This is a genomic window from Frankia sp. RB5 (assembly GCF_059816245.1).
Genome location: NZ_JCBATA010000014.1, coordinates 16,767 through 43,467, shown reverse-complemented (window position 1 = coordinate 43,467; position 26,701 = coordinate 16,767). Strand labels below are relative to the sequence as shown.

Sequence of the window (26,701 nt, the reverse complement as noted above, 5' to 3'; positions counted from 1 at the left end):
GTTCCGCGGAACGCGATCGCCATCGGCGGCCCCAGTTCGCGACACGGACGGCGCGTGAGGCTGCCACAACGCTGCCACGCCCCGGCTCAGCGGCTGAAGTGGCGGGCCGCGCCGTAGCCGGGGCCCTGCTCGGGGCGGCCGGTGCGCGACGTCCACCGCCACTGCACCGAGATGCGCGGGCCGACGTGACCGGGGACCCGGGGAACCGCGTGCAACCAGTCCGCCTGCGCCCGGCCGCCGAGGACGATCAGGTCGCCGCCGGAGGGGGACAGGTCCCGGCCGCCGGGCGCGTGCGGGTCGTTGAGCAGTCGCCGCCCCGCCGTCAGATGACGGGACCTCACCAGGAACGGTCGGCGCGCACCGAGGGTGAGGATGGCGATGATCGTGTCGTCGAGCCAGCGCATCTCGCGGTCGCGATGCGGGCCGACCGCGTCGTTGCCGTCCCGGTAGAGGGACATGCCGAAACCGTCGAAGTCCACGCCGTAGGTGCGCCGCAGCCGGCGGTACGCGGCCAGCAGCGGCGGGAACGGCACCGGACCGCCGCGGGGGATCCAGGCGCTCAGCCGCGGCTCGGTCACCTGACGCTCGTAGCGCCACATCGTTCCCTGCCGCCACGACAGGCCGTCGCGCATCGCCTGATACAACTCGTCGGCGTCGGGCAGCCAACCGCGGGTGACGTCCACCCACGACCGGTCGTCCAGCCAGATTCGCTCCGTCCGCTGCGCGGGGCTGCCGGCGGCGTCGGTCATGGGGCCGACGCTACCTCTCGCCCGAGACCGCGGCGCCGCGACGAGTTTCGAGGGGCCCACCGCCGAACGGCGTAACGTGCGTGATCAGGAGGCGTTGACGTGATGAGCTTCAGGCCGGCATGACCGGTCGTATCCCCGAGGCCCCCGCCGGGAAGGGCGAGGCGGCCGGCCTCGACCGTGATGTGCACCGACTCACGGAGATCGTCACTCGGCTGCGCAGGGTCCTGCGCACCAGCATCCGCACCGAGTACGCCTGGGAGTCCCTCCCGATGGCGCAGGTGGAGCTGCTGCAGTGCCTGGCCGAGCGGGAGAGTACCCGGGTCGGTGAGCTGGCGGTCCTGCTGCGCCTCGCCCCCAACAGCGTCTCGACGTTGGTGCAGCAGCTCGCCGACGTCGGCTACCTGCACCGGGAGCGGGATCCCGCCGACCGGCGGGCGGCGCTGCTGCGGCTGACCCCGGCGGGCGCGGCGGCGCTCGCCGGGTGGCAGCGGGCCCACGAGCGGCGCCTGGGCATCGCCCTGGGGCGGCTGGCCGAACGGGACCGCGCCGCCATCATGGCGGCGCTGCCCGCGCTGTCGAACCTGGTCGAGGAACTGGGAGACCGGGGCGGCGAGCCGGCGAGCTGAGCCCGGCGGCTGGAGGCGGCCCGGTGGCCGGATGGCCGGCAGCCGGCAGCCGGTGGGCGCGGGCCAGGCGTCAGGAACGCACGAGCCGCGCGATCGCCGCGGTCGCCTCGCGCAGCTTCTCGTCGGCGACCGGGCCGCCCTGCGCCGCCGCGTCGGCGACGCAGTGCGCGAGGTGGTCCTCCAGCAGGCCGAGGGCGACGGACTGCAGGGCGCGGGTCGCCGCCGAGACCTGGGTGAGGATGTCGATGCAGTACTTGTCCTCGGCGATCATGCGCTGGAGCCCGCGGACCTGACCCTCGATGCGCCGCAGCCGGGCGGTGTACTCGTCCTTGGAGTTGGTGTAGCCGTGCATCCGCCGCGCGCCTCCCCCAGGGTGAACTACCCCCCTACGGTACCCGCGCGGCCAGCGGGTCGGGCCGATCCCTCGCGAGGTACGCCCGCCAGCCACCGTGCTCGGTGATGTCCACCGCGCCGTCGACCGCCACGGACTCGCACAGGAAGCCGAGGGTGGGCCCACCGGCGAGCTCGACCGTGCCGATGGCCAGCGGGGACGGGACGCCGAGCAGGAAAGCGCCGACCGCCGCCGCCGGCAGCCGCCACACCTCGGCCTCCACCCGCGCGCCGCCGTCGGCCACCCGCAGCAGGCCGGGACGGCCGGCGCCGAGTCCGGGGGCCCGATCGGGGCCGGTGACGGCCGCGGAGTCACGTCCGGGTCCGGGATCGCGGCCGGGTTCGGGCAGCGCGTACAGGCGGTAATGGGGCAGGGTTCGGTCCGGCCGCAGCAGGACGGCGCCGAGCCGGACCAGCTCGGCGTTGCGGGGCTGGCCGCTCAGGTGCGCGCCGACGACGGCCAGATCGAGGAAGCCCGGCGGTGTGCCGGGGGAGAGAGTCGTGCGGGGGGAGGGTGGTGTGCGGGACCCGGGCGGGGCGGCGACGTGCGGGGGCTCCGGCCGGGCCAGCCGGTGGTAGGTCGCCCCGACCGGCAGCTCGGCGCGGTGGTGCAGGTCGGCGGCGAGGTCGGCGAGAAACGCGTCCCGGCCCGCGGGGGCGATGAGGGTCAGCCCGTGCGGCAGCGCGCCGGCGAAGCCGACGGGAACGGCGATCGCGGCCAGGTCGAGCAGGTTCACGAACGTCGTGTACCGGCCGAGCCGGCTGTTGAGGCCGACCGGATCGGCGTGCACCGCGGCGAGCGGGTAGGTCGTGGGCACCGTGGGCAGCGCCAGCACGTCGATGTGCCGCCAGACCTCGTCAGCCTGGCCTCGCAGCGCGCGCAGCCGGGTCAGCCCGCGGAAGGCGTCGGCGCCGGTGACCGCCGCGCCTGGTGCGAGCACCGACCGGACGACCGGATGCGTCCGGTCCGGATGGGCGAGGACGAACTCGCCGACCGAGGCGAACCGCTCGGCAAGCCACGGGCCGTCGTACAGCAGTTCGCCGGCGGCCAGGAACGGCCCGAGGTCCACCGGGACCAGCTCGCCACCGCCCGTCTGCAGCAGTCGGATCCCGTGCTCGTGGACCGCCCGGGCCCCCTCGTCCCCGAAGAAGGTCAGATCCGTCGACCTGGCCACCCCGACCCGGACACCGCCCGCCGCCCGAGCGCGCGGAACCCGAACCGGGGCCGGGATCGGAGCCGAGGTCGGGACCGGAGAGGTCGGGACCGGAGCTGGGGCCGGCGCCGTGGCCGCGACCGGGGTCGGACCCACGGGCGGCATCGGCCTGGACCACGGGTCGGCCGGATCGTGGCCGCTCATGACGGACAGCACCAGGCGGGCGTCCGCCACGTTGAGCGCGAACACGCTCAGGCAGTCCAGCGACCGGCAGGCGGGCACCAACCCGCGGGTGCTGACCAGCCCGCGCGAGGGCTTCACCCCGACGACGTTGCTCAGCGCCGCCGGCACCCGGCCCGACCCGGCGGTGTCGGTACCGATCGCGAAGCTGACCAGGCCGACCGCGACGGCGACGCCGGAGCCCGAGCTGGAGCCACCGGCGATCATGGTCGGGTCGAACGGCGAGACCGGGGTGCCGTAGGGGGAGCGGGCCCCGGTCAGGCCGGTCGCGAACTGGTCGAGGTTCGTCTTGCCGACGCAGACGGCGCCGGCGGCGAAGCCCGGGCAGCCGGCGGTCGTCGGCAGCCCCGCGACGTCGATGTTGTCCTTCACCGCGAACGGCAGTCCGAACAGGGCGGGCAGCTCGGCGCCGGCCGCCCGCCGCGCATCCAGGGCGGCCGCCAGGGCGAGCGCGGCGGCCCGTGGCACGAGTGAGATCCACACGCCGTCGTCGCCGCGGGACTCGATCCGGTCGTAGACCTCGGCGATCACCTCGGTCACCCGCAGCGTCCCGGCGCGGTACCGCGACCGCAGCACGGCGGCCTGCAGGTCGGGCGCCCGCAGGTCGGGGGCGGGGTCGGGGACGTCGATCGGCATCGGCCGGCCGGGCCGCTCAGCCGGCGGCCACGGCGGCGCCGACCGCCGTGCGCACGGCGGTGGAGGTCGCGACCGCGCCGAACACCCCGCCCTGCATGGTCACCATGTGCAGGGCCGCCGCGTGGTTGGCCGGGTCGGTCGCCCCGGTGCAGTCGGACAGCAGCAGGCACTCGTACCCACGGTCGTTGGCGTCGCGCATCGTGGTGTGCACGCAGACGTCGGTGGTGATTCCGGTCAGGATGATGTGGGTGATGCCGTGGCGGCGCAGCACCAGGTCCAGGTCGGTCGCGTAGAAGGAGCCCTTGCCCGGCTTGTCGATCACGATCTCGCCGGGCAGCGGCGAGACCTCGGGCACGATCTCCCAGCCGTCCTCGCCGCGGGTCAGGATCCGCCCGCGCGGGCCCCGGTCCCCGATACCGGCGCCGATCCGCTTCGAGCGCCACAGCTTGTTCGGCGGGCAGTCGGACAGGTCCGGTCGGTGGCCCTCACGGGTGTGCACGATGAGGAAGCCCAGCGGGCGCAGCAGGTCCAGCAGTGCGGCCGTCGGCGCGAGCCCGGCACGGGTCAGCGAGAGGTCGTAGCCCATGGCGTCCACGTAGCCGCCGGGGCCGCAGAAGTCGACCTGCCAGTCGATGTTGATGACCGCCGTGGTCGCCGGGCTGAACGACCCGTCGTAGGGCCAGGCGTAGGGCTCGGCGGCGACCGGCCCGATCCGGCGCCGCCCGGCGGTGGCGAGGCGGTCCGGCTCCGCCAGGGCGGGACCCGCGCTGACGGCGGGTCGCTCCTCGGCCGAGGCAGGCGATGCTCCGGTCGCGGGAGACGGTGCGTCGGCCGTCGGCGGGGCGTCCGTCGCGGGTGGGGTGGTGGTCATGGGACGGGGTCCTCTCGGGCGGTCCGACGCTGGTCGGGCGTGCTGGCGGTGGGCCGTCGGGGCGCCTGGTACGGCAACGGCACTAGGCCCGGTTGCCCGCGGCGCGGCTGCGGTGGAGCACCATCTGGGTGATCGCCCGGGCCGCCCGCTTCTCGACCACGTCCATGGACTCGCCGACGTGGCCGCGCAGCGCGAGGACGCTGGCTTCCAGGTCGCCGGCGAGGACCTTCTCGACGATGTCGAGGTGCTGGTCGATTGTGAGGCTCACCCGGTCGGCGGTGACGAAGTCGTGCATCCGGACGGGGCGGATGCGGGCGTTGACGGTGTCGAGCATGGTGGCGAGCTCCACGTTGCCGGACGCCCGGCTCAGCGTGATGTGGAACCGCTCGTCCAGGGCGACGAAGTCGGGATCCGGCGCGGGCGGGTCGGCGCGCAGCTCCCGCCAGGCGTCGCGCAGCGGCTCCAGCAGACCGGGGTCGTGGGTCGTGCCGGTCTCCACCGCACGCTGCAGGCCGCGCAGTTCCAGGGTGACGCGGATCTCGTAGAGGTCCCGCAGGCCGACGAGGTCGGGCTCGGCCGGGTAGTAGCCGCCGTCGGGCCGCTTCTCCACCAGGCCGTCGCTGGCGAGCCTGGTCAGGGCCTCTCGGATCGGGGTGCGGGAGACGCCGAGCAGCGCGGCCAGGCGTTCCTCGGCGAGACGGTCGCGGAAGGAGAACTCCCCGGACATCAGCTGGCGGCGCAATGCGACGTAGGCCTGGTCACGCAGGTTCCCGTTGGTGGACCGCGAGGTCGGCGACGGTGTCATACCGCCGAGCATCCGGCATCGCGCCGTGTGCCGCGGCACCCCCCTCGACCGTGCCGCGGCTGGCGGGGACCGTGACAGTCCTTCGGTCCGTGCTGCATACTGACCTGTATACAGGATCGGGTACATGATTGGGACGTTAAGGGATTCGTTCGCTTCCAATCAATGCGTTCATTGTTACGTTCACCCGACGGCGATTGCGGTCGCGTTAACGGCGATCTCCGCGGGTCGGGATGGGAGCCGTGATGGCGCTGGTCAGGTCGGCGGACACGGGCATGACCGGGGTGGCGTTGCCGCCGGTCGTCCTGGTGCACGGAACGGCGACGACCGGCGCGGTGTGGCGGCGGGTGCGCCGGGAACTCGGCGAGCGGCGCGTCCAGGCGCCTGACCGGCCGTCCAGCGGCCGGCTGTCGGCCGAGGTGGCCGCGTTGTGGCCGCTCGTCGACGGGGCGGTCTACGGCGGCGTCAGCGGCGGCGCGACGCTGGGGCTGGCGCTGCTCGCCGCGGGCGCGCCGCTGGCCGGCGCGGTCCTGCACGAACCGGCCGTCGGCTCCCTGCTACCGGGACTGCTCGCGCCGGTGGCCGCCGCGTACGCCGAGGGCGGGGTGGAGGCCTTCGGTCGTGCGCTCTACGGCCCGGCGTGGACCCCGGCGGAGGCACCGCCCGACCCGGCGGCGGTCGATCGCGACCTGTCGATGTTTTTGGAGTTCGAACCGCTGCCCCTGCCCGCGCGGCGCGGCCCCGTGGTCGTCACCGTCGGCGCGACGTCACCGCCGGTACGCCACCGGGCCGCGCGGCTGCTGCACGAGCGATTCGGCCTGACCGTGCGCGTCCTGCCGGACTGCGGGCATGCCGCGCATCTGGAAGCTCCCGCCGCCTTCGCCCACCTGCTCGCCGACGCTCATCGCCGCTGACCGGGCATTTCGCGTCGGGCGACCACCGATGCCGATGGCCGGCCGGGCCGGATTCCATCGCGGAATCCGGCCCGGATGGCCGGTCATATGGGGAGGCGGGCCGGCGATCGGCCGGATCATTGGCCCGGAAAGGGCGGAGTGTGGCTTTCCACTTCCGGGGTGCGAGCGCGCCCGGCTGGACGCGGGGGCTCAGCGCTCGACGTGGTGCGGCGGAAGATCCGCGAGGAGCCGGTCGATGTCCGGATCCTCATCCTCGGACAATGCCTCGTCGCCCCATCCGATCTCGCGATCGTCGTCGAACGGGTCGTCGTCGTGTGGCTCGGTGACGCTCATCGTCTCCCCCTCGTGTGGCGTGGCTTGTTCCGCGGTCACGATCCCACTCGGGATCCCGCCGCCGGGCCGCGTTCGCTGGTAATCGGTTACCGATGTGACGGGAGTGCCGACGCGCCCAGAAGGCGCGCGGGCGGCGGCGGAGCCGGCGGTCAGCCACCCGCCGGCGGTCAATCTACGCCGCGCGTGGGCGGTGGCGTGGTAAGGGCGTGGCCGACCATCTCGACGACGAGCCGCAGGGTGGCCCGGCTGCCCGCCAGGAAGGCCTCCGTCTCGCGCTGGGACCAGGCGGTGGCGACGAACCCGGGGTCCGGCACCTGCGCCGCCAGCATCGCGCGGATGGCCGCCCGGTACCGGCTGACCGTGATGGGCGGATCCCCGACCGGATCCTGGTCGTAGTCCTCGTCGCGGTCTAACAGAGCGCCGACCTCATCGGACCGGCGCGGCCGGCCCTGATGGTGGTCCCCATCGATGGGGGGCATGGTTTCCTCCTCGAAGTCATTTGCTGTCGAGCAAATTAGACCCTAGCGAGGTTCTTGGGGAAGAGCAAAGTGGTTACGATGTTCCGCGTGGACGACGGTGAGCAGTTGGTCGGCATCGGGGACATCGCGTTCCAACTCAAGATCACGCGCCAGGCGGTGGACTACTGGACACGCAAGGACTCCCGGTTTCCGGCGCCCTTGCAGGTCATCAACGCGCCGACGGGTAGTGGTGCCAAAGGCACCCGGGTTTGGCGCAAGCGTGAGGTGGACGCCTGGATCGTGGAGCACTATCGGCGGCGCAAACAGTAGGACGTGGGTGGGCGGCCGCGACGCGCGCGGCATGCCCGATCCCGGTCCATCCGACAGTCATCCGATCCCGTCCGGATCGGGTCCTCGAGGTCGCCGCGCGGCCCGTCGCGTTCGCCGTTCCGGAGTGACCGGAAAATATCCGCCAACCGGTGGGAACGTGCCTGTCCGCGCATTGTGGCGATCCGGGGTGAAACGGAGGGATCGCTCCCGTCCGGACCCGGCGCGGCGTGTGTGCCGCGCCCGGGCCGGGTCACTCGTATGCCGGCATCCGCCGGCCCGCCCGGCTCGTCCGCCGGCGCCCGCCCGGCCCGCCCGGCCCGTCCGGCCCGTCCGGCTCGTCCGCCGGCCCCCGTCCGCTCGGCCCCCGTCCGCTCAGCCCGTCCGGTCGGACTCGGCCGCCCGCGGGCCCGACCGTGGCGGATCGGTCCCCGCACACGACGAAGGCGCCCGGGCGCTTACGCCTGGACGCCTTCGACGGTGTGATGTGGCTGACAGGTGCTCCTGGTGCGGCGGTGCCGTGCTGTGCGGGCGGTGTCTGGAGGGTCAGGCCGCCGCGGTGCTGGAGGCCGTGCTCGCCGTGGAGGAGGACGCGGCCGCGCCGCTGCCCGCCCCCGAGGCCGACGACGCGTCCGCCGTGGTCGACGAGGACGAGTCGCCGGACGAGGAGGCGCTGGAGCTCATGGCGTCGATGGTGGTGTCCTTCGGGCGCTGCTGCGTGGACCCGCCCGAGGAGCTGGAGCGGCTGTCGTTCTTGTAGAAGCCGCTGCCCTTGAACACCACGCCCACCGAACCGAACACTTTGCGGAGCCGCCCGGCGCAGGTCGGGCACTCCGTCAGTGACGCGTCGCTGAAGCTCTGCACGACCTCGAGGTCACGACCGCAGTCGGTGCAGCGGTACTGGTAGGTAGGCACGTACTCCTCCGGAGTTGGCACTCGGAAGTGGCGACTGCCAACTTTAGCTCGTGGGCGGCCCCGGATGTTCCCGGGTTCCGTCAGATGGTTCGCACCGTAGGGTACGACTCGGCGTGACGACGATGGTGACGCTGCGGTCGTGGGGCTCCGCCGGTACCCGTTCGAGCAGCTCCTGGTCGTACACGACGGCGATCACCGCGGCCCCCGTCGCCGCCCGGACGAGCGCCCGGTCGTAGGAGCCGCCGCCCCGGCCGAGCCGCCGGCCCGCCCGGTCCACGGCGAGCGCCGGAATGATCAGAGCCTGCGCCTCGCCGATGTCGCCCGGCGCCGCCGCCGGCGGTGGCTCGCGGGTGCCCAGGGCGCCGGGGACGAGTGTTCCGACGTGCTCGCGGAAGTCCAGATCCAGATCGGCGCGCAGGACGGGCAGCAGTACCCGGGTGCCGCGGGCGAGCAGCCGGGCCAGCAGGTCGCCGAGGTCGGGTTCCCCGGGCAGCCCCACGTACGCCGCCACGCAGCGCGCGTCGGTGATCTCGGGGATCGACAGGATCCGGGTGGCGAGCGAGCCGGGCGCCGAGCGGGGCCAGGTCGGATTCGCCACCGCCTGGCAGGCGCGGCGCTGGGCCAGGAGCCGGGCGCGCAGCCGGGCCTTGTCCGTGCCCAGGGGCGGGCGGGCCCGAGCCCGAAGCTCCGGGGGGAGTTCGTCGGGCGGTTCCTGTCGTCCCTGCACGTGCACGGCCTCCCGCGGGTCGGCACCGCGCGTGCGGCGCGGCCCAGGTCTCTGACCTCGGATGATGCATCGGAACTGGCACCAAGGAGGGGGTGGCGCGAAGGGTGACCACCAAGGGTCACAGCATGCCCCCGCGCAGGTCACGGCGGCCCCGTGCGGCCGGCCCGGCGGTAGCCCGGTCGATGTGAGCTGTGCGTTGCCCGTGAACGCCGCCGCGGCGCTGCCCCGCGCGAGGGACCCCGCTAAGGTTTGCCCATGCCAGTGACGAAGGCGGTAATTCCGGCCGCGGGTCTGGGCACGCGCTTCCTGCCGGCGACGAAGGCGGTACCCAAGGAGATGCTGCCGGTCGTCGACAGACCGGCCATCGAATACGTCGTCGAGGAGGCCTCGCGCGTCGGCCTGAGGGACGTCCTTCTTGTCACGAGCCGGGCGAAAAAAGCGGTCGAGGACCATTTCGATCGTGAAGGGGAGATCGAGGCCGCCCTCGAGCGCAAGGGTGACGAGGCCAGGCTGCGGCGGGTGCGCGCGTCGGCCGAGCTCGCCGAGGTGCACTCGGTCCGGCAGTCGTCGCCGCGTGGCCTTGGCCACGCGGTGCTGTGCGCCGCCGCGCACGTGGGCGACGAGCCGTTCGCGGTCCTGCTCGGCGACGACCTCATCGACGAGCGCGACCCGCTGCTCGCCGAGATGCTCAGCGTGCAGTCCCGCTTCGGCGGGAGCGTGATCGCCCTGATGGAGGTGCCGCGCGCGCAGGTCTCCATGTACGGCGTGGCCACGGTGGAGTCGGTGCCCAGCGGTCCGGACGACCGTTACGGCATCGTCCGCGTGCGTGACCTCGTCGAGAAGCCGCCCGTCGAGGAGGCGCCCAGCAACCTGGCGATCATCGGTCGGTACGTGCTCGCCCCGGAGATCTTCGAGGTGCTGCGCCAGACCGAGCCCGGCCGGGGCGGCGAGATCCAGATCACCGACGCGCTGCGGACGCTGGCCCTGCGCGCGGCAGCGGAACCCGGCGCGCTGCCGGTGCACGGCGTCGTGTTCACCGGCCGCCGCTACGACACCGGTGACCGGGTGGACTATCTGAAGGCCGTCATCCGGCTGGCCTGCGAGCGCGCTGACCTCGGGCCCGAGCTTTATCCGTGGATCGAGGAGTACGTGGCCGCCGGCGGGCCCAAGGGCGAGCTGTCCTGATTGGCAGGCGTCCACCCCTTGTCATGCACCTGACAAGCCTGGTTGCATTCGATTCACCGTGACGGCCCCCACAGGGTCGGGATCGCTCCCGGATACGGCCGGCGTGCGGATCGGCGCATCGCGCCGGCGCCGGCCGTGACCCGCGCCGGGGGCCTCCGGACCCCGTGGCCGGCGCCGTCGGGGACATGCCCGGGTTCCGATGGCCGCAGCCGGGGCGACGGCGGACGACGCGGCCACGGCGGGTCGCCGTCGCAGGCTCGGGAACGGGGATGGGCGCCGATGACGACGGTGGACGACCACCTGGAACGGATCCTCGCGGCGGTGACGCCGACCCGTGCCCGCCGCGCCGCCCTGCACGAGGCGCACGGCTGCGTGCTCGCCGCCGACGTGCGGGCGACCGTGGCCCTGCCCAGCTTCGACAACGCGGCGATGGACGGCTATGCGGTGCGGGCCGCCGACGTGGCCGGGGCCACCGAGCAGGAGCCCGTCACGCTGCCGGTCGCTGCCGACATCCCCGCCGGTCCCGGCACCCCGGCACCGCTGCCCGCCGGCACGGCCGCCCGGATCATGACCGGCGCGCCGCTGCCCCGAGGCGCGGACACCGTCGTCCAGCTGGAGTGGACCGACGGCGGGGGGGAGTCCGTCGCCGTGCGCGACGTCCCGCGCCGCGGCCAGCACATCCGCCGCGCGGGGGAGGACGTCACCCCCGGCGCGCTGGTCCTGGCCGCCGGGACGATCATCGGGTCGGCGCAGATCGGCCTGCTCGCCGCCGTCAACGTGGCCCGCCCGCCGGTGCACCCCCGGCCGCGGATCGCGGTGCTCTCGACGGGCACCGAGCTCGTCGAGGTCGGCTCCCCGCTGCGCGACGGCCAGATCGTCGACTCGAACAGCCACGGCATCGCCGCCGCCGCCCGCGAGTCCGGCGCGCAGGTCCAGCGGCTGACCGGGGTGCCCGACGAGCCCGACGCCTTCGCCAAGTCCTTCTACGGCATCCTGTCGCAGGTCGACGCGGTGGTGACCACCGGTGGGGTGAGCGTGGGCGCCTACGACGTCGTCAAGGAGGTGCTCACCGGGGCGGGCAGCATCCGCTTCGACCAGGTCGCGATGCGGCCGGGCCGGCCACAGGGCTTCGGCCTCGTCGAGGGCGTCCCGGTGTTCACGCTGCCCGGCAACCCGGTCAGTGCGCTGGTGTCGTTCGACCTGTTCGTCCGCCCCGCCCTGCAGCGGATGCGCGGCCTGCCGGCCACCGGCCTGCCGCGCGTCGAGGTGACCCTCGCCGAGCCGCTGCGCTCCCCGGCCGGCAAGCGCGGCTTCGTGCGCGTCACGCTCGACGGTCTGGGCGCCGACGGCCGCCCGGCCCCGGACACGCTCGCCCGCCCGGCCGGCGGCCAGGGCTCCCACCAGCTCACCTCGCTCGCGGCCGCGCAGGCGCTGGTCGTCATCCCCGAGGACGTGACGGAGGCGCCGGCCGGCTCGCGGGTGGCGGCGTTGTTGCTCGGCGATGTTCCAGGGTCCATCCTCTCCGGAGTGGGCTGGGCGGATGCGCACGCGGACGCGACGGGCCCGCCCGCGGGGCTCCCCACCCGATGAGCCGGTCGCACCTCACCCACGTCGACGAACGCGGCGAGGCCCGGATGGTCGACGTGTCGGCCAAGGAGGCCACCGCCCGCACCGCCGTCGCGACCGGGCTGCTGTTGGTGACCCCGGATGTGGTCGACCTGCTGCGCGGGTCGGGGGTACCCAAGGGGGACGCTCTGGGCACCGCCCGGATCGCCGGCATCATGGCGGCCAAGCGCACGCCCGACCTGGTGCCGCTGTGCCACCCGATCGCGATCTCCGGCGTGACCGTGGAGCTCACGGTCCGCGACGACGGCGTGGCCATCACCGCCACCGTGCGCACCACCGACCGCACCGGCGTCGAGATGGAGGCGCTGACCGCCGTCACCGTGGCCGGGCTGACCCTGCACGACATGGTCAAGGCGGTCGACCCCGGCGCCGAGCTGACCGGCGTGCGGGTACTCGCCAAGACCGGCGGCCGCCGCGGGGACTGGCAGGCCGGCCCGCCACGGGAGCCAGGCCCGTGAGCGGACGGCGGGCCACGCTGCCGCCCGGGACGCGGGCCCGGGTCGTCACCGTCTCCGACCGGGCGCACGCCGGGATCTACCCGGACCGCTCCGGCCCCCTGCTGGTCAGCGGGCTCGCGGAGCTCGGCTTCGCGGTGGGCCCGGCGACGATCGTGCCGGACGAGCGGGACCGGATCACCGGCGCGCTGCGCGAGGCGGTGGCTGACGGGTGCGCGCTGGTCGTGACCACCGGTGGGACCGGCCTCGGCTCGCGCGACGTGACGCCGGAGGCCACCGACACCGTCATCGAGCGCCCCGTCCCGGGCCTCGCCGAGGCGCTGCGGGCCGCCGGCCGCGACACCGTGCCCGCCGCGATGCTCTCCCGCGGCCTCGCCGGCACCGTGGGCGCCACCCTGGTGGTGAACCTGCCGGGCTCCACCGGCGGCGTCCGCGACGGCCTGGCCGTGCTGACCCCCGTGCTCGTCCACGCGATCAGCCAGCTGAGCGACATCGACGACGACGCCCACGGCGAGCCTGTCGTCGGCGGCCGTGCCCGCGGCGACCGGGCCATCGGCGACCCGGCCGTCGGCGACCGCGCCCGCGGCGGCCAGGCCCATGGTGGCCAGGCCCGTGGTGGCGGGCTCGGCGCCGCCGGGGCGCCGGGCTAGGGGGCGGGAATGGCGCGGGCGCCGGGATGGCCGGCCGTCCTGTCCGAGGGGTCCGTCGAGGCGCGCCCGCTGCGGCTGCGGGACGCGTCGGCCTGGGTGGACATCCGGCTGCGCAACGCCGACTGGCTGGCGCCGTGGGAGGCGACACCGCCGGGGCTGGTCATGGTACGCGAGACCTGGGCGCAGCGGCAGACGCTCGCCGTCTACCGGCAGATGTGGCACCGGCTGCGCCAGCAGGCACGCCTGGGCATCGCGCTGCCGTTCGCCGTCGCCCTCGACGGCCGCCTCGTCGGCCAGGTCACGGTCTCGACGATTGCCCGCGGCGCCTTCAACAGCGCACAGGTCGGTTACTGGGTGGACCGCGAGTATGCCGGCCGGGGCATCACGCCGACCGCTCTCGCCCTTGTCGTGGATCACTGTTTCGGCCCCGTCGGGCTGCATCGCGTCGAGGCGAATGTGCGCCCGGAGAACGTCGCCAGCCAGCGCGTCCTCGCCAAGCTGGGCTTCCGCGAGGAAGGCCTGCACCGGCGCTATCTCGCCATCGACGGCCACTACCGGGACCACATCGCATTCGCGCTGACGACCGAGGACGTTCCCGAGGGACTGCTGCGCCGGTGGCGGCAGAGCCCGCTGCGCCGCTCCTGACCCGCTGTCGCTCCCGTGCGGGCGCCGCCGCTTCCGGGCCGGTTCCCACCCCGGCGCGCCACCACCCGGGGGCCCGCACTCCGGTGGCCTCGAGGGTGGGGTGACGAGTTCCACTCCCGGTGTCGCCGGGGTGTCGTCATCCGGACGGTGACCGTGGTTCGTCACCCACCGTTGTTCCCGTACTCACCGCCGAGCCCATTCGCAGCGTCTGGCTGGAGCCTGGTGCTTTTCGTGAGTGTTTCCGTATGTTCTGTCGTGACCTTCCCGGGGGGTGATGGCCACTTGGACGACGAGGGGACGATGAGGCAACACCGCATTGCGGATGCGACACGCCGGGTTCGGGTCGGTGACCACGTGGATTTCGCTCACTAGCGTCAACGTCGAAATCGCAATCCGCTGGTGTCGAGAAGAGGCTCCTCATGGTCAGCGCCGCCGCCCCTGCCGGGCCCGCCGTGCCTGACGCGGGCACGGCGTTCGGGTCGCCGCTTCGCCGCCGGGGCCTCGACCGCCGCCGGGCGGTGATGCCACGGTGAGCGCGCTGATCTGGGTCGCGATTGTCGCGGTGTGGGGCTTCGTGCTGATCCCCATGTGGCTGCGCCGGCACGACACGTTGTCCGAGCAGCGTTCCACGGAGCGGTTCACGGTGGCGATGCGGGTGCTTTCCCGCCGCCCACCGCTGGACGACGAGGCCGCGGCCGCCGCGGACGTTGGTGGGGTGGGAGGAACGGCCATGTCGCACGTCGAGCCGTCGCACGTCGAGCTGCCGGACGTCGAGCTGCCGGACGTCGAGCTGCCGGGCGGCGAGCTGCCGCACGTCGAGCCCGGCTCCACCGGCGGGCCCTTCGCCGAGCGGGCGACGCCTGTCCGGCCGGCGGCCACCGGTACGCCGCCCGCCTCCACGGGGCCACGTACACCGCGCCCGCTCGGCGCCCGATCCGCCCCGGAGCCGCGGGCCGACACCCGCGCGGAGTCCCGTTCCGACACGCGCCCCGACGCCCGTTCCGAGCCGCGCCGGCCTGCCGCTGCAACGAGCGGCCCGAGCCGGCGGGTCAGCGCGGAGCGGGCGACCCTGATGCGGGTGCGCCGGCAGCGACTGACCGTTCTCGGCGCGCTGTTCCCCCTGACGGTGATCCTCGCCGCGGTGTTCGGTGGCCTGTGGATCGCCGTGCAGCTGCTGACGGACCTGGGGATCACCGCGTACCTCGTGCACCTGCGCCGGGCGGCGCAGATCGAGCGGCGCCTGGAGGTGACGCGGGCCGCGATCGAGCGCCGCATCGAGGCCGAGCGGGCCGCCCGCGGCCGCCGGCGGCCGGTGGGGTCCTCCTTCGCCTACCACGAGCGTGACGGGCTGGACGCGCTCACCCCCGAGGAGCTCGCCCACGCCCAGGCCGAGACCATCGACCTCGGCGCCCTGATGTCCGAGGCACCCAGGACCAGCGAACTTCCCGCTGGCTACCGGGCCGCGCCGGACCTCGAGGGGGCGTACGGCGTCGCCGCGGGTCACGCCGACAGCGGCGGCCACGCCACGGTGCTGCCGAACCAGGGAGCGATCGGCTCCGACCACGCGCCCGACTCGGATCAGGCCTTCGACGCGGGCCACGCGGACCAGGTGTTCGAGGGCGACCGCGGGCTCGTGCCCGGCCACGCACTCGGCGCGGAGCACGGTCTCGGCACGCAGTACGCGGCCGACGCGGACGAGGTCGAGGCGACCGCCGCGCGCACACCGTCGCGCTCCGCGGCCCGCCCGGCCGCGCGTCCGACGACCTCCAGGCCTGGCCGGGTCCAGATCAACCCGCCGGGCACGCACGGCGGCCTGACCGCGCCGCCGTCCGTCGAGCCGGCGCCCGCCCCCGTGGCGGACCCCGCCGCCCCCGAGGAACTCGACGATCCGCTGCTGCGCCGCCACGCCGTCGGCAGCTGATCCCGCCGCCGCGCCGGCCAGGCTCGGGGCGCCCACTTCGGAGGCGCGGTGCGTTCCGCGGAACGCGCACCCTGATCAGTGATGCGCGGTGCGTTCCGCGGAACGCGGACTCTGATCAGTGATGCGCGGTGAGCTCCGCGGTCGCGAACCCTGATCAGTGATCGACGGGTCGGATGGCGTGGGTCCCAGGCGGGCGACGGCTCGGACGGGAGCGCCGTCAGCGCCGGCGAGGGGCAGCGGGAACAGGAAGACCTCGATCGACCGGCGCTGACCGTGGGCGAGCACCAGCCGGTCGAGGCTGGTGAGGTTCTCGACGATCACCGCGCCGGCGCCGCACAGCACCCGGTGCGCCGCGAGGCCGTCCGTGCCGTCCGTGCCGTCCGTGCCGTCCGTGCCGTCTGAGCCGTCTGAGCCAGCGGTGCGATCCACGCTGGCCGCGTCGATTCCCACCGTCCGCACGCCGGCGTCGACGAGCGCCTGCGCGGTGTCCACCGCCAGGTAGGGGTGGTCGAGGTAGGAGGGTCGTCCCCACCGGGTCGACCAGCCGGTCACGATGAGCACGACGTCGCCGGGCCGTAGCCCCGCCGGCAGCGAGGTGGGCCCGATCGGCGTTCGCGGAGGCAGGCCGCGGGCGTCGACGAGCCGTGCCGGTCCAATGAAACGTTCCAGCGGCAGCTCGTCGAGGCGGGGCAGCCGATCGTCGACATGCCAGGGCGCGTCGACGTGGGTGCCGGACTGGGAGCCCAGGTGCAGCCGCGCCACGTTCACACCATCGGCGGCGACCCGCAACGCCGGCGTGACGGTGATCTCGGGATCACCGGGGTACACGGGCATCCCATCCATGATCGGCACGGACAGGTCGACCAGCTCGGGCCCGGGCGCCATCACCGGCTCGCGGAGAGGGTCGCGCCGCGGGCGGACGGAGTGCGCGCGACGCCCAGGACATGCGCGCTCACGCCGAGCATGGACGGCTCGGTCTCGGTCAGGCGCACGGCTCGCAGCAGGACGGTGTCGGCGGCCCGGTCGGGCAGCGGCAGGCGTCGGGCCTCGGCGCGCACGACGTGGAACGGCGACCGCCGCCGCGCGCGCCAAAGTCGCCGGTCCTCGTCGGCGAGCTCGTACCGGGCGGTGACCCGGCTGTCGATCCGCATCCCGCCATTGTCGGCGATCAGGCCCCGGTCGGCGATCAGGTCACGGTCCGCGATCGGGGCGTGGTTCACGGTCGTCCTGCGCAGGCCCTGGTCATCGGTCCGAGGGTGGGCTAACATACAACCCGATGGTTGTAGATCGGGAGTCCGGGGACCGCGCCGACCGCATCTTCGCGGCGCTGTCCGACGCGACGCGCCGGGAGATCGTGGCGATGACCCTGACGGCGGAGTACTCGGTCTCCGAGCTCGCCCGCCGGTTCCCGGTGAGCTTCGCGGCGGTGCAGAAGCACGTGGCCGTGCTGGAGCGCGCCGGTCTGGTGATCAAGCGTCGCAGCGGTCGGGAGCAGCGGGTGCGCGGCAACGCGGATGCCCTGCGGGAGGCGCATCGCCTGCTCGACCAGCTGGCCGACGTCTGGCGGGGCCGGGTCGAGCGGATCGGGGCCCTCCTCGCCGAACCCGAACCCGAACCCGAACCTGGCCTTGACCTGGACCTGGACCCCGGCGGGGCATGACGTCCCGCGCGGACGGGACGGGGAACAGCCGGAAACGCCGAGAGCCGGAAACACCGAGAGAAGGAGAGGTACGCGCGCATGAGCGTGATCGACGTCCAGAAGGATCTGGCGGCCCTGACCCTGACGGTGACGTCCAGGTTCGAGGCGGCGCCGCCGCGGGTGTGGCAGGTCTGGTCGGATCCGCGCCAGCTGGAGCGCTGGTGGGGCCCGCCGAGCCATCCCGCGACGGTCGTCGAGTACGAGCTGACCCCGGGCGGGACGGTCACTTACTACATGACCGCGCCGGACGGCCAGCGCTTCCACGGCTGGTGGCGGGTGCGGTCGGTGGGCGCGCCGAGCGGGCTGGAGTTCGAGGACGGCTTCGCCGACGACGAGGGCAAGCCGAACCCGGACCTGCCGACGACGATCGTGCGGGTCACTCTCGACGCGGACGAGGCCGCCGGCGGCGCCGCGACCGTGATGCGGATCGTGACCACGTTCGGCGACGAGGCGGCGATGAAGCAGGTGCTCGACATGGGGGTCGCCGAGGGCATGTCGGAGGCGCTCGGCCAGATCGACGCGCTGCTGGCCGCCTGAGGAGCTGCCGGCGCCGCCGGGCCGGCGGCCCTCGCGAGCGCCGCCGGCCAGCCTGAGCAGGGGCGACGGCCCCGCCGTCACCGGTGGGGCCGTCGCCGCACGTGCTATCTTAAAAAGGAAACGACCCTGTTTCCTTTCTTTGACAGACGGGACGGGACGGCGGATGGACGGGACGGACCCCCGAGCCGGTGCGCGTCGGTCGGCGGGCGCCGGTCGGCCGATGAGCCAGGACCGGGAGGACGCCCTGCTGGACGCGGCGCTCGTCGTGCTGACGGAAGTGGGCTACGACCGGCTGACCGTCGGCGCCGTCTGCGAGCGGGCCGCCGCCAGCACGAAGACGGCCTACCGCCGCTGGGCGAACAAGGACGAGCTCATGGCGGCGGCCTTCCGCCGGGCGATCGAGCGGGAGACCGCGGCGCAGCTGGAGCCCGTGCGTACCGGCTCCCTGCGCGGCGACCTGATCGGCAACCTCGACCTGCGGGCGCGGTCCCACTGGACCTCGGTGAACCTGGTGGTCGGCCTCGTGGTCGCCTCGCGGATCGACGGGGACGCCGGCCGGCTCGCCCGCGAGCTCGTCCGTCAGCACGAGGCCGCCTACTGCGCCGAGCTGCTGCGGGCGGCGGCGGAGCGCGGCGAGGTCCGGCCCGGTCTCGACGTCGAGTCCTTCGCCGACCTGGCCCGCTCCTTCTTTCTGCACGAGCTCCTGGTCCGCGGCACGCGTCCCGATCGTGCCCGGATCACCGCCTTCGTGGACAGCGTGCTGCTCCCGGTCTGCTCCACCGGCGAGCCCCTGCGACCGTCCGGCCCGCCGGCCGGACCGGCCATCCCCTGACGACGGCCCACTCGGGCTGGAGAGGACCCCTGGTGACAGACGAGTTCGCAGCCAAGTACACCAAGATCCAGCATTCGGACACCGACGTGACCCTCGAGGATGAGGGCACCCACTTCGAGTCCCTGGCCAAGCCGTCGAGTGAGACCGACCTGTGGGAGGAGACGGCGCTGGGCGTCGTCGCCGAGGCCGGTGAGTACGACGTGCTGCTGTGGTCCGCCGGCTACGCGCTGTTCGGCAACGGGCGGGGCCTGTGGGGCCCGGGCGCGTCGGCCGAGCGCGAGATCCAGCTCATCGCGGTGCCGAGGTCGCAGCGCGGCACGATGAGCGACAACGACTTCTCCCGGGTCGGCTGGACCCAGGGGCAGCGGCTGCGCGGTGACCAGTTCGGCGTCACCACCACCGAGGACGCCGTGACCTGGGACTTCGACGGGCTGCGCTTCGTCTCCGCGCCGCCGCAGTGGCGGCTGGAGGGCAGCGCCGGCGACGCCACCTTCGACCTGCGCTACCACCAGAAGGGCTCGCCCCTGTGGAACTGGGGCCCCTTCGCCGGAGCCGCCGAGGCCGACCGCGCCGGCTACGACGTGTTCGTCGACGTCAACGGCACGATCCGCACGTCGAAGCACGACCTTGAGCTGACGAACGGCTACGGCGTGCGCGAGCACATCATCACCGGCCAGTCGAACGACCCGATCCGCAATCTGCCGGCGCCGCACTGGATGTGGTGGCTCTACACCATCAAGGACGACGTCAAGGTCAACTTCTTCCAGCCGCGGGACGACATGCGCCTCGGCTTCGTCAAGTACGGCGACAAGCAGGTGAACATCGCCCCCGGCGTCGGCCGCCTCGACTTCGAGGTCACCGAGCGATGGGACGACCCGCGCACCTCGCAGCACCTGCCCGTGCGGTGGCGGCTCGGGATGGAGCAGGACGGCGCCGCCGTCGACGTCGAGATCGCCGCGCACGGCCGCGCCTACAGCTTCTGGCAGATGTCGAACGGCGTCCGGATGTACTGCTACCTGCTGTCGACGACCACCGGCACCGTGTCGCTGCCCGACGGGCGCACCGTCGAGCTGGACAACCACCTGACAGTGAACTCGTTCTGCCGGACCATCCTCACCGCCAACGAGACCAGCCAGGGCCCCGTGTTCGACGCCCCCTGACGTCGACGCCCCTGGTTCAGGTTCTCGCGACGCCGGTGGCCCGCGGCCGCCCGCGTCGAGAGAACCTAACGGATGTTCGAGCCGAGGTCGATGCCCAGGACCTGGCCGGTGACGAAGCGGGCCTCGTCGGAGGCGAGGAAGAGCAGGGCGTGGGAGATGTCGACCGGCTCGGCCCAGGACTCGGGCAGCACGTTGATCATGGTGGCGAACATCTGGGCCGCGTCCTCCTTCGTCGGGTTCTCCAGGTCCGGGCGGAACAGTCGGTACAGGCCTTCGTTGAGGACCATGTCGGTGGCGACGGTGCCCGGGGTCAGGGCGTTGACCCGGATGTTGTGGCGGCCGACCTCGTTCGCGAGGCTCTTCATCAGGCCGATGACGCCGAACTTCGAGGCGCAGTAGTCCGAGAGGTTCGGCACGCCCTTCGTACCGGCGCCCGAGCTGGTCAGGATGATCGAGCCGCCCCGGCCCGCCTCGATCATCGGCGGCAGGCACACCGAGGTCGTGTTCCACACTCCGGTCAGGTTGACGGCGAGCACGTCCGTCCACTGCTGCGGGGAGATCTTCCAGCTCTCCGGGCCGAACGGGCTGATCCCGGCGTTGGCGCTGACGATGTCGACGTGGCCGAACTCGGCGAGCCCGGCGTCGAGGGCGGCACGCAGGCTGTCCCGGTCGCGCACGTCGGCCTGCCGGGCCACGATCCTGCGGCCGGTCTTCTCGACCAGGGCCACCGTCTCGTCGAGCTGGGCCGACTCCGCCTGCGGGTAGGCCATCCAGGGGAAGGCGTCGGGCTGGAGCAGGTCCACGGCGATGATGTCGGCGCCCTCGTTCGCGAGCGTCACCGCGTGCGAGCGACCCTGCCCTCGCGCGGCACCGGTGATGAAGGCGACCTTGCCCTCGACCCTACCCATGGCATCCACCTCGTTCTCGTCGACGGACTTCTGATCACCACGCGAGCGGGCCGCGCGGGGGGCTGCGGGCTGCGCTGAGGTTGCGCAGAGCGCTGGGGCCTACCGGAAGCCGCGGCCGCTGCCGCCGATGCCCGGGACGGTGCCGATGACGTTGTCGGCCTCCAGGGCCTTGATCTCCTCGTCGGTGAGGCCGACCAGATCGCGAAGGATCTCGACGTTGTGTTCGCCGAGCGTCGGGGCGGAGGTGTGGTTGTGGGTCTCGGGGCCGTCGGCGAGGCGTGCCGGGTAGGCCTGGAGCAGGTGCTTGCCGGTGACGGGTCGTTCGGCGGGCTCGTAGAAGCCGCGGGCGCGCAGGGGCTCGAGGTCCAGTGGCTCGTCCTGGCGCAGGATCGGGGCGGCGGGGACGCCGGCGGCGGCGAGCCGTTCGGCGGCGTCGGTGGCGTCCTGGTCACCGGCCCAGGCGGCGAGATGGGTGTCGATGCTGTCGTGGGCGGCGCGGCGACCGGCGCGGGTGTCCAGCGCCGGGTCGCGGGCCCAGTCGGGATCACCGAGCACGCGACGCAGGGCCTGCCACTGCTCGTCGCTCGCGACGGAGATCATCAGCCAGCGGTCGTGGCTGCCGTCGGGCAGCGGATCGACGGTGCGGTAGGCGCCCTGGGGGGCCGCGTACGGGGTGCGGTTGCCGTCACGGGAGAGCAGGGTGCCGTAGGCGGAGTGGGCGATGACCTGCTCGGCGGTGACGTTCAGCGCCCCGAAGATCATCGGGCTTTCGACGAGCATGCCGCGGCCGGTGCGGCGGTGGTGCTCGACGGCGAGCAGCAGCGCGAGGGTGGCGTGGCCGCCGGCGGTCGGGTCCATCGGGCCGTTGGGGATCTCGGGGGCGGCATCGGCCCAGCCGGTCATCCAGGCCATACCGGAGGTCATCTCCATGGTCTGGGCGTAGCCGCCGCGGTCGCGCCAGGGGCCGGTCAGACCGTAGGCGGGCGCGCGGACGACGATGATGTCCTCCTTGATCGCCCGCAGCTCGTCATAGCCCATGCCCCAGCCCTCCATGACCCGGGGCGAGTAGTTCTCGATGACGACGTCGACGTGCGCGATGAGGCGTTTCGCCAGCTCGCGGCCCTGTTCGGAGCCCAGGTCGAGGGTGAGGTCACGCTTGTTGGAGTTCGGGCCGATGAACAGCGGCGCCATCTCCCACCAGCCGGGCTCGCCCATCGGCCGGACGGCGTTGAAGCGCATCGCGTCGGGGCGCTGGGCCGATTCGACGTGGATGACGTCGGCGCCGAACATCGCGAGCACATGGCCGGCGACGGGCCCGGCCCAGTTCTGGGTCAGATCGAGAACCCGTAGGCCCTCGAACGGCAGTGCCGCACTCGGCATGCCGCCCGCGCTGCCCGCGCTGGGCGTGGTGGTGCCGGCGGCCGCCGCCCGGGGGTGGAGATGATCTCCGGGGTTCGGGGTGGTTCGGCCTGGTAGTGCTCGGTCTGCTCGCCGAGACGGGGCGCGGGGGTGAACGGGCGGCGGGCCGCGCCGCCGGACAGGGTGTAGGAGACGTCGGGCTGCAGGAAGCCGCCGCGCGGGTTGGACAGGTAGCCGTGCCGTTCGACGAGATGGTCGAAGGCGGCGACCGTGTCGCCGCGGCCCACGGGCGAGGCGGGGACGCGTAAGGCGTCGGCGAGTTCGAGGATCTCGTCGGTGGTGTGCTCGGCGGCCCAGGCGTCGATGGCGGCGGTGAGTTCGGCGGAGCGGCGGGTGCGCACGTCGAAGCGGATGAGGGACTCGTCCTCCATCCATTCCGACTGGCCGGCGAGCACGCAGAAGTCGAGCCACTGCTGGCCGGTGACGACCATGAAACCGACGTAGCCGTCCTTGGTGCGGTGGATCGCAGGCAGGTTGCTCATGCGGTTGGCCCGCATCGGCGAGCCGGCGATCGACGCCCAGGTCACCGTGTACATGGTCATCGTGTGGATGGCCGCCTCGAGCTGGGAGACGTCCACCAGGTCGCCGGTGCCGGTGGCAAGCGAGCGCCAGCGGGAGGCCAGCGCGCCGGTGGCGGCCATCATTCCCGAGGTCCACTGGATCAGCTCGCCGCCCTGGATCACGGGCGGCCGGGTCGAGCTTCCCCGGGTCATCAGCGCACCGCCCAGCGCCTGGAGCGTCGCGTCGGTGGCCGGCCGTTCGGACCACGGCGAGTCCAGGCCCCACGGGGTGATGCTCACGACGATCGCGTGCGGATACCGGGCGCGCAGCGCGCGCGGGTCCAGCGCCTCCAGCCCGCGCGGCACCCCGTTGCGAGCGGTGACGATGATGTCGGCCCCGGCGAGCAGGGACCCGAGCAGGCCGGCGTCGCCGACGGCGGGGTCGACGAGCACGCTGCTCTTGGACGTCGCCAGGAACTGGAACAGCGCCCCGTCGTCACCCTCTGCGACGGGCGCGCCGTCCGCGCGCCAACCACGCAGCCAGTCGCCGTCCGGCCCCTCGGCCTTGATCACCTCGGCGCCGCCGTCCGCCAGCAGTTTCGTGGCGTACGCCCCCGCGATACCGCAGCTCAGGTCGACGACGCGAACACCGTCCAACGGCGTGGTTGGCATGTGCTTCCCCTCAGAGCGATGCGACGGGCCCTTCAGAGCGATGCGACGGGCGACGGCGTCACAGCGCCATCCAGACGTTCTTGGACCGGGAGAACTCGCGGATGCCCGCGATGCCGCCGAGCCGGCCGATGCCGCTCTGTTTCACCCCGCCGAAGGGGATCGCCTCGTGGATGCCGACGAAGCCGTTGACCCAGACGTTGCCCGCTTCCAGCGCGGCGCTGACCCGGTGCGCCCGGCGAACATCGTTGGTCTGGATGTAGGCGGCGAGGCCGAACTCGGTGTCGTTGGCGATGCGGATCGCGTCCTTCTCGTCGATGAACTTGATCACCGAGAGGACCGGCCCGAAGATCTCCTCCTGGGCGAGCCGGCTGGAGTTGTCGACGTCGACGAACACCGTCGGCTGGATGTAGTAGCCGCCGGCGAAGTCGTCGGCGCCGCGGGACCCGCCGATGAGCAGGCGCCCCTCGCCCTGGGACTTCGCCCGGTCGATGACGCCCATGATCCGGGTGCACGCGGCGGAGTTGATCACCGGGCCCATGGTGGGCGGCGCGAGCGCGGTGGCGGGGTCGCCGAGCGGGATCTGCTCGACGGCCGCCCGGATGATCTCGACGACCTGGTCGTAGACCGAGGCCTGGACGAGGACCCTGGTGCCGTTGATGCAGCCCTGGCCGGACAGGTTCACGATCGCGCCAAGCGACTGGCTCGCGGCGGTGACGAGGTCGGCGTCATCGAAGATCAGGTTGGCGGACTTGCCGCCGAGCTCCAGGGCGACGGGCTTGAGTGTCGCCGCGGCGCCGGTCAGGACCGCCTTGCCGACCGCCCCACTACCGGTGAAATGCACCTTGTCGACGCCCGGGTGGGCGACCAGGGCCGCGCCCGCGTCCGCCGCGCCCGGTACGACCTGGAACACGCCCGGCGGCAGGCCGGCCTCGAGGGCGAGCTGGCCGATGCGCAGAGCGGAGAACGGCGTCAGCTCCGGCGGCTTGACGATCACGCAGTTGCCGGCGGCGAGCGCGGGGGCGCAGGTCATGCCGATCGCGTGGACGGGCCCGTTCCACGGGATGATCACCCCGACGACGCCGAACGGCTCGTCCCGGGTGTAGTCGAACGACGGCACCTGGTCGGTGGTGATGACCTCGCCGCCGATCTTGTCGATCCAGCCGGCGTTGTAGGTGAACAGCTCGGCGGCCGCGTGCGGGGCGAAGTGGTGGATGTAGGCGGGTGCGCCGTTGTCGATGACGGCGAGCCGGCCGAGCTCCTCGGCGTGCTCGCGCAGCAGCCCGGCCAGGCGCAGCAGCGCGTCGCGGCGCGCGCTCGCGGGCATCGCCCGCCAGGCGCCGAACGCCGCCCGAGCGCTCGTCACCGCCTGGTCGATCTCCGCGGGTCCGGCGACCGGCACCTCGACGGTCGGGCTGCCGGTGGCGGCGTAGATGTGCTGGTGGATGCCGCCCGAGGCGGAGTGCACGATCTTGTCGCCGATCAGCAGACCGGCCTCGCCTAACAGGTCGAGCGGAGCTTCCTGGACGGGCATGAGGGTCCTCTCGCCGTACGGGTCGCACGGGTGTGACGGTCGCCGCGTGGATGTCCGTGACCAAAAAGTAGTGAACTTGTATTACTGACTCAACCCGCCGATTCGGTCAGTCCTCGAGAACGATCGCCCGCTCGGGGCAGCCGAGCTCCGCGAGCCGGGCCGTGGGCACGAGCTCGGGCGGGACCTCGGAGACGAGCGCGACGGCGTGACCGTCCTGCTCGCTCGTGTCGATCAGGTCGGGCGCGTTCATGGCGCACAGTGCATGCCCCTGACACTCCGCGTCCTCGATGCGGATCCGCATGGCCTACCTCCGTCTGACGGTGCCCAGATCCGTTGTCCGCGCGGGGCGCGGCTGGGACGCCACGTCCACCGGGCGCGGTGCGGGGTGGCGCTGCCGACCGCGAGCCGCCGCGGCGTCGTCTCCGGGGTGTGGTGTCCGGCCTCCTACGTGACCTTGGTCACGTGGAGCCTGAGTATAGGTAGTAGATATCGCTGATATCAACCAATGCGCGCTCGCCTGACGGCCCCGCCGGCCTCGGCGCCGGAGGTGGCACCCGCCGCCGCGGGCCGTCCAGGAGCCGGGCGGTGGATCTCACCGGAGGTGACGCTCAGGGGCAGCCACCGCCCTTCCGAGCGCAGTCCGATGATCTCCGCGGCGATGGAGACCGCGGTCTCCTCGGGCGTGCGCGCGCCAAGGTCCAGGCCGATGGGGGAGCGCAGCCGCGACAGTTCCGCGGTCGTGACCCCCGCGGCGCGCAGCCGGCGCACCCGATCGGCATGGGCGCGCCGCGACCCCATGGCGCCCACATACCCCGCCGGCCCGCGCAGGGCGGCGGCCAGCAGCGGCGTGTCGAACTTCGGGTCATGGGTGAGCGCGACGATCACCGTGCGGTCGTCGACCGCGGTTGACCTCAGATAGCGGTGCGGCCAGTCGCGGACGACCTCGTCGGCGTCCGGGAAACGTCTCCCCGTCGCGAAGACCGGTCGCGCGTCGCACACCGTCACCCGGTAGCCGAGGGCCCGCCCGATCCGGCTGAGGGCCGCCGCGAAGTCGACCGCGCCGAACACGAGCATGCGCGGCGGCGGACCGAACGACTCGACGAAAACCTCCACCCCGTCGGCCGTCTCGACGACATCCTCGGCCCGTTCGTCCTCGTCGGCCCGTTCGCAGTCCGCGGCCCCTTCGCCGTCCGCGGCCCCTTCGCCGGGCTGCTCGCGGCGCCGCCGCCTGCCGGGCGGCCCGTAGTGCCACAGCGCCACGCCGCCCTGGTCGAGCTGACCGCGCGTGTCCTTGACCACCGCCGCGTCCAGGTCCACCGCGTCCGGATCCGTCGCCTCCTGGGCGGCGTAGGCCAGGGTGTCCGGGCTGAGCGAGCCGGCGACCCTGTCGCCCCAGACCGCCAGCTGCGCCCCCGTCGACGCGGCGCCGGACACCACGGTGGCCACCGACACCGGCTCGCCGCCGGCGATCGACGCGAGAATGTCGCCGAGCGGCCCGCTGTTGGTCGGATCCACTGGCCGGATCAGCACGTCGAGCGTCCCGCCGCAGGTCAGCCCGACGGCGAAGGCGTCGTCGTCGGTGATGCCGAAGGACCGCAACACCGTCTGTCCGGTGGTCAGCACCTCAACTCCCGCGTCGTACACGGCGGCCTCGACGCACCCGCCCGACACGCTGCCCACCACCTCGCCGCCCGCGGTGACCGCCATCGCCGCGCCGGGCTCGCGGGGCGCGCTGCCGTGGACGCGGATCACCGTGGCGAGCGCGAAGGTCTCGCCGGCGTCCCACAGCCGCCGAAGTGACTCGAGGATGTCCCGCATT

The 26,701-nt window shown here is 73.5% G+C and carries 30 protein-coding genes and 1 pseudogene; 14 read left to right on the top strand and 17 right to left on the bottom strand.

Going from position 1 to position 26,701, the window contains the following annotated elements:
* Window positions 1–86: 86 nt before the first annotated feature.
* Window positions 87–749, bottom strand: a complete 663-nt coding sequence (locus AC6EXY_RS09580) for an alpha-ketoglutarate-dependent dioxygenase AlkB (protein WP_499817000.1) — start codon at window positions 747–749, stop codon at window positions 87–89.
* 119 nt (window positions 750–868) lie between these two features.
* Here AC6EXY_RS09580 and AC6EXY_RS09575 point away from each other — a divergent pair, with 119 nt between their 5' ends.
* Window positions 869–1,375: a MarR family winged helix-turn-helix transcriptional regulator gene (locus AC6EXY_RS09575; protein ID WP_101833209.1), complete on the top strand. Its 507-nt coding sequence runs from the start codon at window positions 869–871 to the stop codon at window positions 1,373–1,375.
* Between the two features lie 70 nt (window positions 1,376–1,445).
* Here AC6EXY_RS09575 and AC6EXY_RS09570 read toward each other — a convergent pair whose 3' ends face one another.
* From AC6EXY_RS09570 to AC6EXY_RS09555, 4 genes are all read right to left on the bottom strand, one after another.
* Window positions 1,446–1,727 carry a metal-sensitive transcriptional regulator gene (locus tag AC6EXY_RS09570; RefSeq protein WP_101833208.1) on the bottom strand — a complete coding sequence of 94 codons (282 nt, stop codon included), beginning with the start codon at window positions 1,725–1,727 and terminating at the stop codon, window positions 1,446–1,448.
* Window positions 1,728–1,761: 34 nt separating this feature from the next.
* A complete protein-coding gene (locus AC6EXY_RS09565; RefSeq protein WP_499816999.1) occupies window positions 1,762–3,795 on the bottom strand; it encodes an allophanate hydrolase in 2,034 nt (677 codons plus the stop codon).
* 16 nt (window positions 3,796–3,811) lie between these two features.
* Window positions 3,812–4,666 carry a biuret amidohydrolase gene (biuH, locus tag AC6EXY_RS09560; protein WP_243407820.1) on the bottom strand — a complete coding sequence of 285 codons (855 nt, stop codon included), beginning with the start codon at window positions 4,664–4,666 and terminating at the stop codon, window positions 3,812–3,814.
* 82 nt (window positions 4,667–4,748) lie between these two features.
* Complete coding sequence (locus AC6EXY_RS09555) at window positions 4,749–5,471, bottom strand: GntR family transcriptional regulator (RefSeq protein WP_101833317.1); 723 nt, start codon at window positions 5,469–5,471, stop codon at window positions 4,749–4,751.
* Window positions 5,472–5,713: 242 nt separating this feature from the next.
* Between AC6EXY_RS09555 and AC6EXY_RS09550 the strand changes: the two genes are divergently transcribed.
* Entirely contained in the window at window positions 5,714–6,382 is a 669-nt protein-coding gene (locus tag AC6EXY_RS09550; protein WP_243407819.1) for an alpha/beta fold hydrolase, read from the top strand.
* 189 nt (window positions 6,383–6,571) lie between these two features.
* Here the strand turns inward: AC6EXY_RS09550 and AC6EXY_RS09545 are convergent, their stop codons facing one another.
* A complete protein-coding gene (locus AC6EXY_RS09545; protein ID WP_165818535.1) occupies window positions 6,572–6,715 on the bottom strand; it encodes a hypothetical protein in 144 nt (47 codons plus the stop codon).
* Window positions 6,716–6,882: 167 nt separating this feature from the next.
* Window positions 6,883–7,194 carry a hypothetical protein gene (locus tag AC6EXY_RS09540; RefSeq protein WP_101833309.1) on the bottom strand — a complete coding sequence of 104 codons (312 nt, stop codon included), beginning with the start codon at window positions 7,192–7,194 and terminating at the stop codon, window positions 6,883–6,885.
* A 78-nt stretch (window positions 7,195–7,272) separates the two neighbouring features.
* On the opposite strand from AC6EXY_RS09540, the gene AC6EXY_RS09535 reads away from it, so the two are divergent.
* Together AC6EXY_RS09535 and AC6EXY_RS09530 are read left to right on the top strand one after the other, a co-directional pair.
* Window positions 7,273–7,503, top strand: coding sequence for a hypothetical protein (locus AC6EXY_RS09535; protein ID WP_173402713.1), 231 nt, complete (start codon window positions 7,273–7,275; stop codon window positions 7,501–7,503).
* Window positions 7,504–7,987: 484 nt separating this feature from the next.
* A complete protein-coding gene (locus tag AC6EXY_RS09530; protein WP_243407822.1) occupies window positions 7,988–8,260 on the top strand; it encodes a hypothetical protein in 273 nt (90 codons plus the stop codon).
* Window positions 8,261–8,274: 14 nt separating this feature from the next.
* Here the strand turns inward: AC6EXY_RS09530 and AC6EXY_RS09525 are convergent.
* Both AC6EXY_RS09525 and AC6EXY_RS09520 read right to left on the bottom strand, forming a co-directional pair.
* Window positions 8,275–8,415 (bottom strand): annotated as a pseudogene (locus AC6EXY_RS09525) (FmdB family zinc ribbon protein); the annotation flags it as partial.
* A 43-nt stretch (window positions 8,416–8,458) separates the two neighbouring features.
* Complete coding sequence (locus AC6EXY_RS09520) at window positions 8,459–9,142, bottom strand: 5-formyltetrahydrofolate cyclo-ligase (protein ID WP_165818534.1); 684 nt, start codon at window positions 9,140–9,142, stop codon at window positions 8,459–8,461.
* A 255-nt stretch (window positions 9,143–9,397) separates the two neighbouring features.
* On the opposite strand from AC6EXY_RS09520, the gene galU reads away from it, so the two are divergent.
* From galU to AC6EXY_RS09490, 6 genes are all read left to right on the top strand, one after another.
* Window positions 9,398–10,327 (top strand): UTP--glucose-1-phosphate uridylyltransferase GalU, encoded by a 930-nt coding sequence (galU, locus tag AC6EXY_RS09515; protein ID WP_101833307.1) that lies wholly within the window; start codon window positions 9,398–9,400, stop codon window positions 10,325–10,327.
* 279 nt (window positions 10,328–10,606) lie between these two features.
* Window positions 10,607–11,917 (top strand): molybdotransferase-like divisome protein Glp, encoded by a 1,311-nt coding sequence (glp, locus tag AC6EXY_RS09510; protein ID WP_101833306.1) that lies wholly within the window; start codon window positions 10,607–10,609, stop codon window positions 11,915–11,917.
* Window positions 11,914–12,411: a cyclic pyranopterin monophosphate synthase MoaC gene (gene moaC, locus AC6EXY_RS09505; protein ID WP_101833305.1), complete on the top strand. Its 498-nt coding sequence runs from the start codon at window positions 11,914–11,916 to the stop codon at window positions 12,409–12,411. Before glp ends, moaC begins: the two co-directional genes overlap by 4 nt.
* Window positions 12,408–13,058, top strand: a complete 651-nt coding sequence (locus AC6EXY_RS09500) for a MogA/MoaB family molybdenum cofactor biosynthesis protein (RefSeq protein ID WP_101833304.1) — start codon at window positions 12,408–12,410, stop codon at window positions 13,056–13,058. Before moaC ends, AC6EXY_RS09500 begins: the two co-directional genes overlap by 4 nt.
* 9 nt (window positions 13,059–13,067) lie before the next feature.
* Window positions 13,068–13,703, top strand: a complete 636-nt coding sequence (locus AC6EXY_RS09495; RefSeq protein WP_101833303.1) for a GNAT family N-acetyltransferase — start codon at window positions 13,068–13,070, stop codon at window positions 13,701–13,703.
* A 529-nt stretch (window positions 13,704–14,232) separates the two neighbouring features.
* On the top strand, window positions 14,233–15,624 hold the full coding sequence (locus tag AC6EXY_RS09490) for a SepX/GlpR family protein (protein WP_101833302.1): 1,392 nt from the start codon (window positions 14,233–14,235) through the stop codon (window positions 15,622–15,624).
* Window positions 15,625–15,699: 75 nt separating this feature from the next.
* On the opposite strand, the gene AC6EXY_RS09485 is transcribed toward AC6EXY_RS09490, so the two are convergent.
* Both AC6EXY_RS09485 and AC6EXY_RS09480 read right to left on the bottom strand, forming a co-directional pair.
* Window positions 15,700–16,509 carry a cyclase family protein gene (locus AC6EXY_RS09485; protein ID WP_499816998.1) on the bottom strand — a complete coding sequence of 270 codons (810 nt, stop codon included), beginning with the start codon at window positions 16,507–16,509 and terminating at the stop codon, window positions 15,700–15,702.
* Complete coding sequence (locus AC6EXY_RS09480) at window positions 16,509–16,844, bottom strand: hypothetical protein (protein WP_499816997.1); 336 nt, start codon at window positions 16,842–16,844, stop codon at window positions 16,509–16,511. Before AC6EXY_RS09480 ends, AC6EXY_RS09485 begins: the two co-directional genes overlap by 1 nt.
* 56 nt (window positions 16,845–16,900) lie before the next feature.
* On the opposite strand from AC6EXY_RS09480, the gene AC6EXY_RS09475 reads away from it, so the two are divergent.
* The 4 genes from AC6EXY_RS09475 (at window position 16,901) to AC6EXY_RS09460 (ending at window position 19,852) form a co-directional block, all read left to right on the top strand.
* Window positions 16,901–17,284 (top strand): ArsR/SmtB family transcription factor, encoded by a 384-nt coding sequence (locus tag AC6EXY_RS09475; RefSeq protein WP_101833300.1) that lies wholly within the window; start codon window positions 16,901–16,903, stop codon window positions 17,282–17,284.
* Window positions 17,285–17,362: 78 nt separating this feature from the next.
* Window positions 17,363–17,860, top strand: a complete 498-nt coding sequence (locus AC6EXY_RS09470) for an SRPBCC family protein (protein WP_101833299.1) — start codon at window positions 17,363–17,365, stop codon at window positions 17,858–17,860.
* 220 nt (window positions 17,861–18,080) lie between these two features.
* A complete protein-coding gene (locus AC6EXY_RS09465; protein ID WP_101833298.1) occupies window positions 18,081–18,692 on the top strand; it encodes a TetR/AcrR family transcriptional regulator in 612 nt (203 codons plus the stop codon).
* A gap of 32 nt (window positions 18,693–18,724) precedes the next feature.
* Window positions 18,725–19,852: a hypothetical protein gene (locus AC6EXY_RS09460; protein ID WP_101833297.1), complete on the top strand. Its 1,128-nt coding sequence runs from the start codon at window positions 18,725–18,727 to the stop codon at window positions 19,850–19,852.
* 65 nt (window positions 19,853–19,917) lie between these two features.
* Here the strand turns inward: AC6EXY_RS09460 and AC6EXY_RS09455 are convergent, their stop codons facing one another.
* The 6 genes from AC6EXY_RS09455 to AC6EXY_RS09430 all read right to left on the bottom strand — a co-directional run bounded on the left by AC6EXY_RS09455 (window position 19,918) and on the right by AC6EXY_RS09430 (window position 26,700).
* Window positions 19,918–20,760, bottom strand: a complete 843-nt coding sequence (locus AC6EXY_RS09455) for a mycofactocin-coupled SDR family oxidoreductase (RefSeq protein WP_101833296.1) — start codon at window positions 20,758–20,760, stop codon at window positions 19,918–19,920.
* Between the two features lie 99 nt (window positions 20,761–20,859).
* Entirely contained in the window at window positions 20,860–22,140 is a 1,281-nt protein-coding gene (locus AC6EXY_RS09450) for a CaiB/BaiF CoA transferase family protein (RefSeq protein ID WP_499816996.1), read from the bottom strand.
* Complete coding sequence (locus AC6EXY_RS09445) at window positions 22,092–23,351, bottom strand: CaiB/BaiF CoA transferase family protein (protein WP_499816995.1); 1,260 nt, start codon at window positions 23,349–23,351, stop codon at window positions 22,092–22,094. Before AC6EXY_RS09445 ends, AC6EXY_RS09450 begins: the two co-directional genes overlap by 49 nt.
* 58 nt (window positions 23,352–23,409) lie before the next feature.
* Window positions 23,410–24,882 carry an aldehyde dehydrogenase family protein gene (locus tag AC6EXY_RS09440; RefSeq protein WP_101833294.1) on the bottom strand — a complete coding sequence of 491 codons (1,473 nt, stop codon included), beginning with the start codon at window positions 24,880–24,882 and terminating at the stop codon, window positions 23,410–23,412.
* Between the two features lie 106 nt (window positions 24,883–24,988).
* The gene (locus AC6EXY_RS09435; protein WP_101833293.1) at window positions 24,989–25,183 is read right to left on the bottom strand and encodes a ferredoxin; all 195 of its coding nucleotides are present in this window, start codon (window positions 25,181–25,183) and stop codon (window positions 24,989–24,991) included.
* A 197-nt stretch (window positions 25,184–25,380) separates the two neighbouring features.
* Window positions 25,381–26,700, bottom strand: coding sequence for an XdhC family protein (locus AC6EXY_RS09430; RefSeq protein ID WP_101833292.1), 1,320 nt, complete (start codon window positions 26,698–26,700; stop codon window positions 25,381–25,383).
* Window position 26,701: the final 1 nt, after the last annotated feature.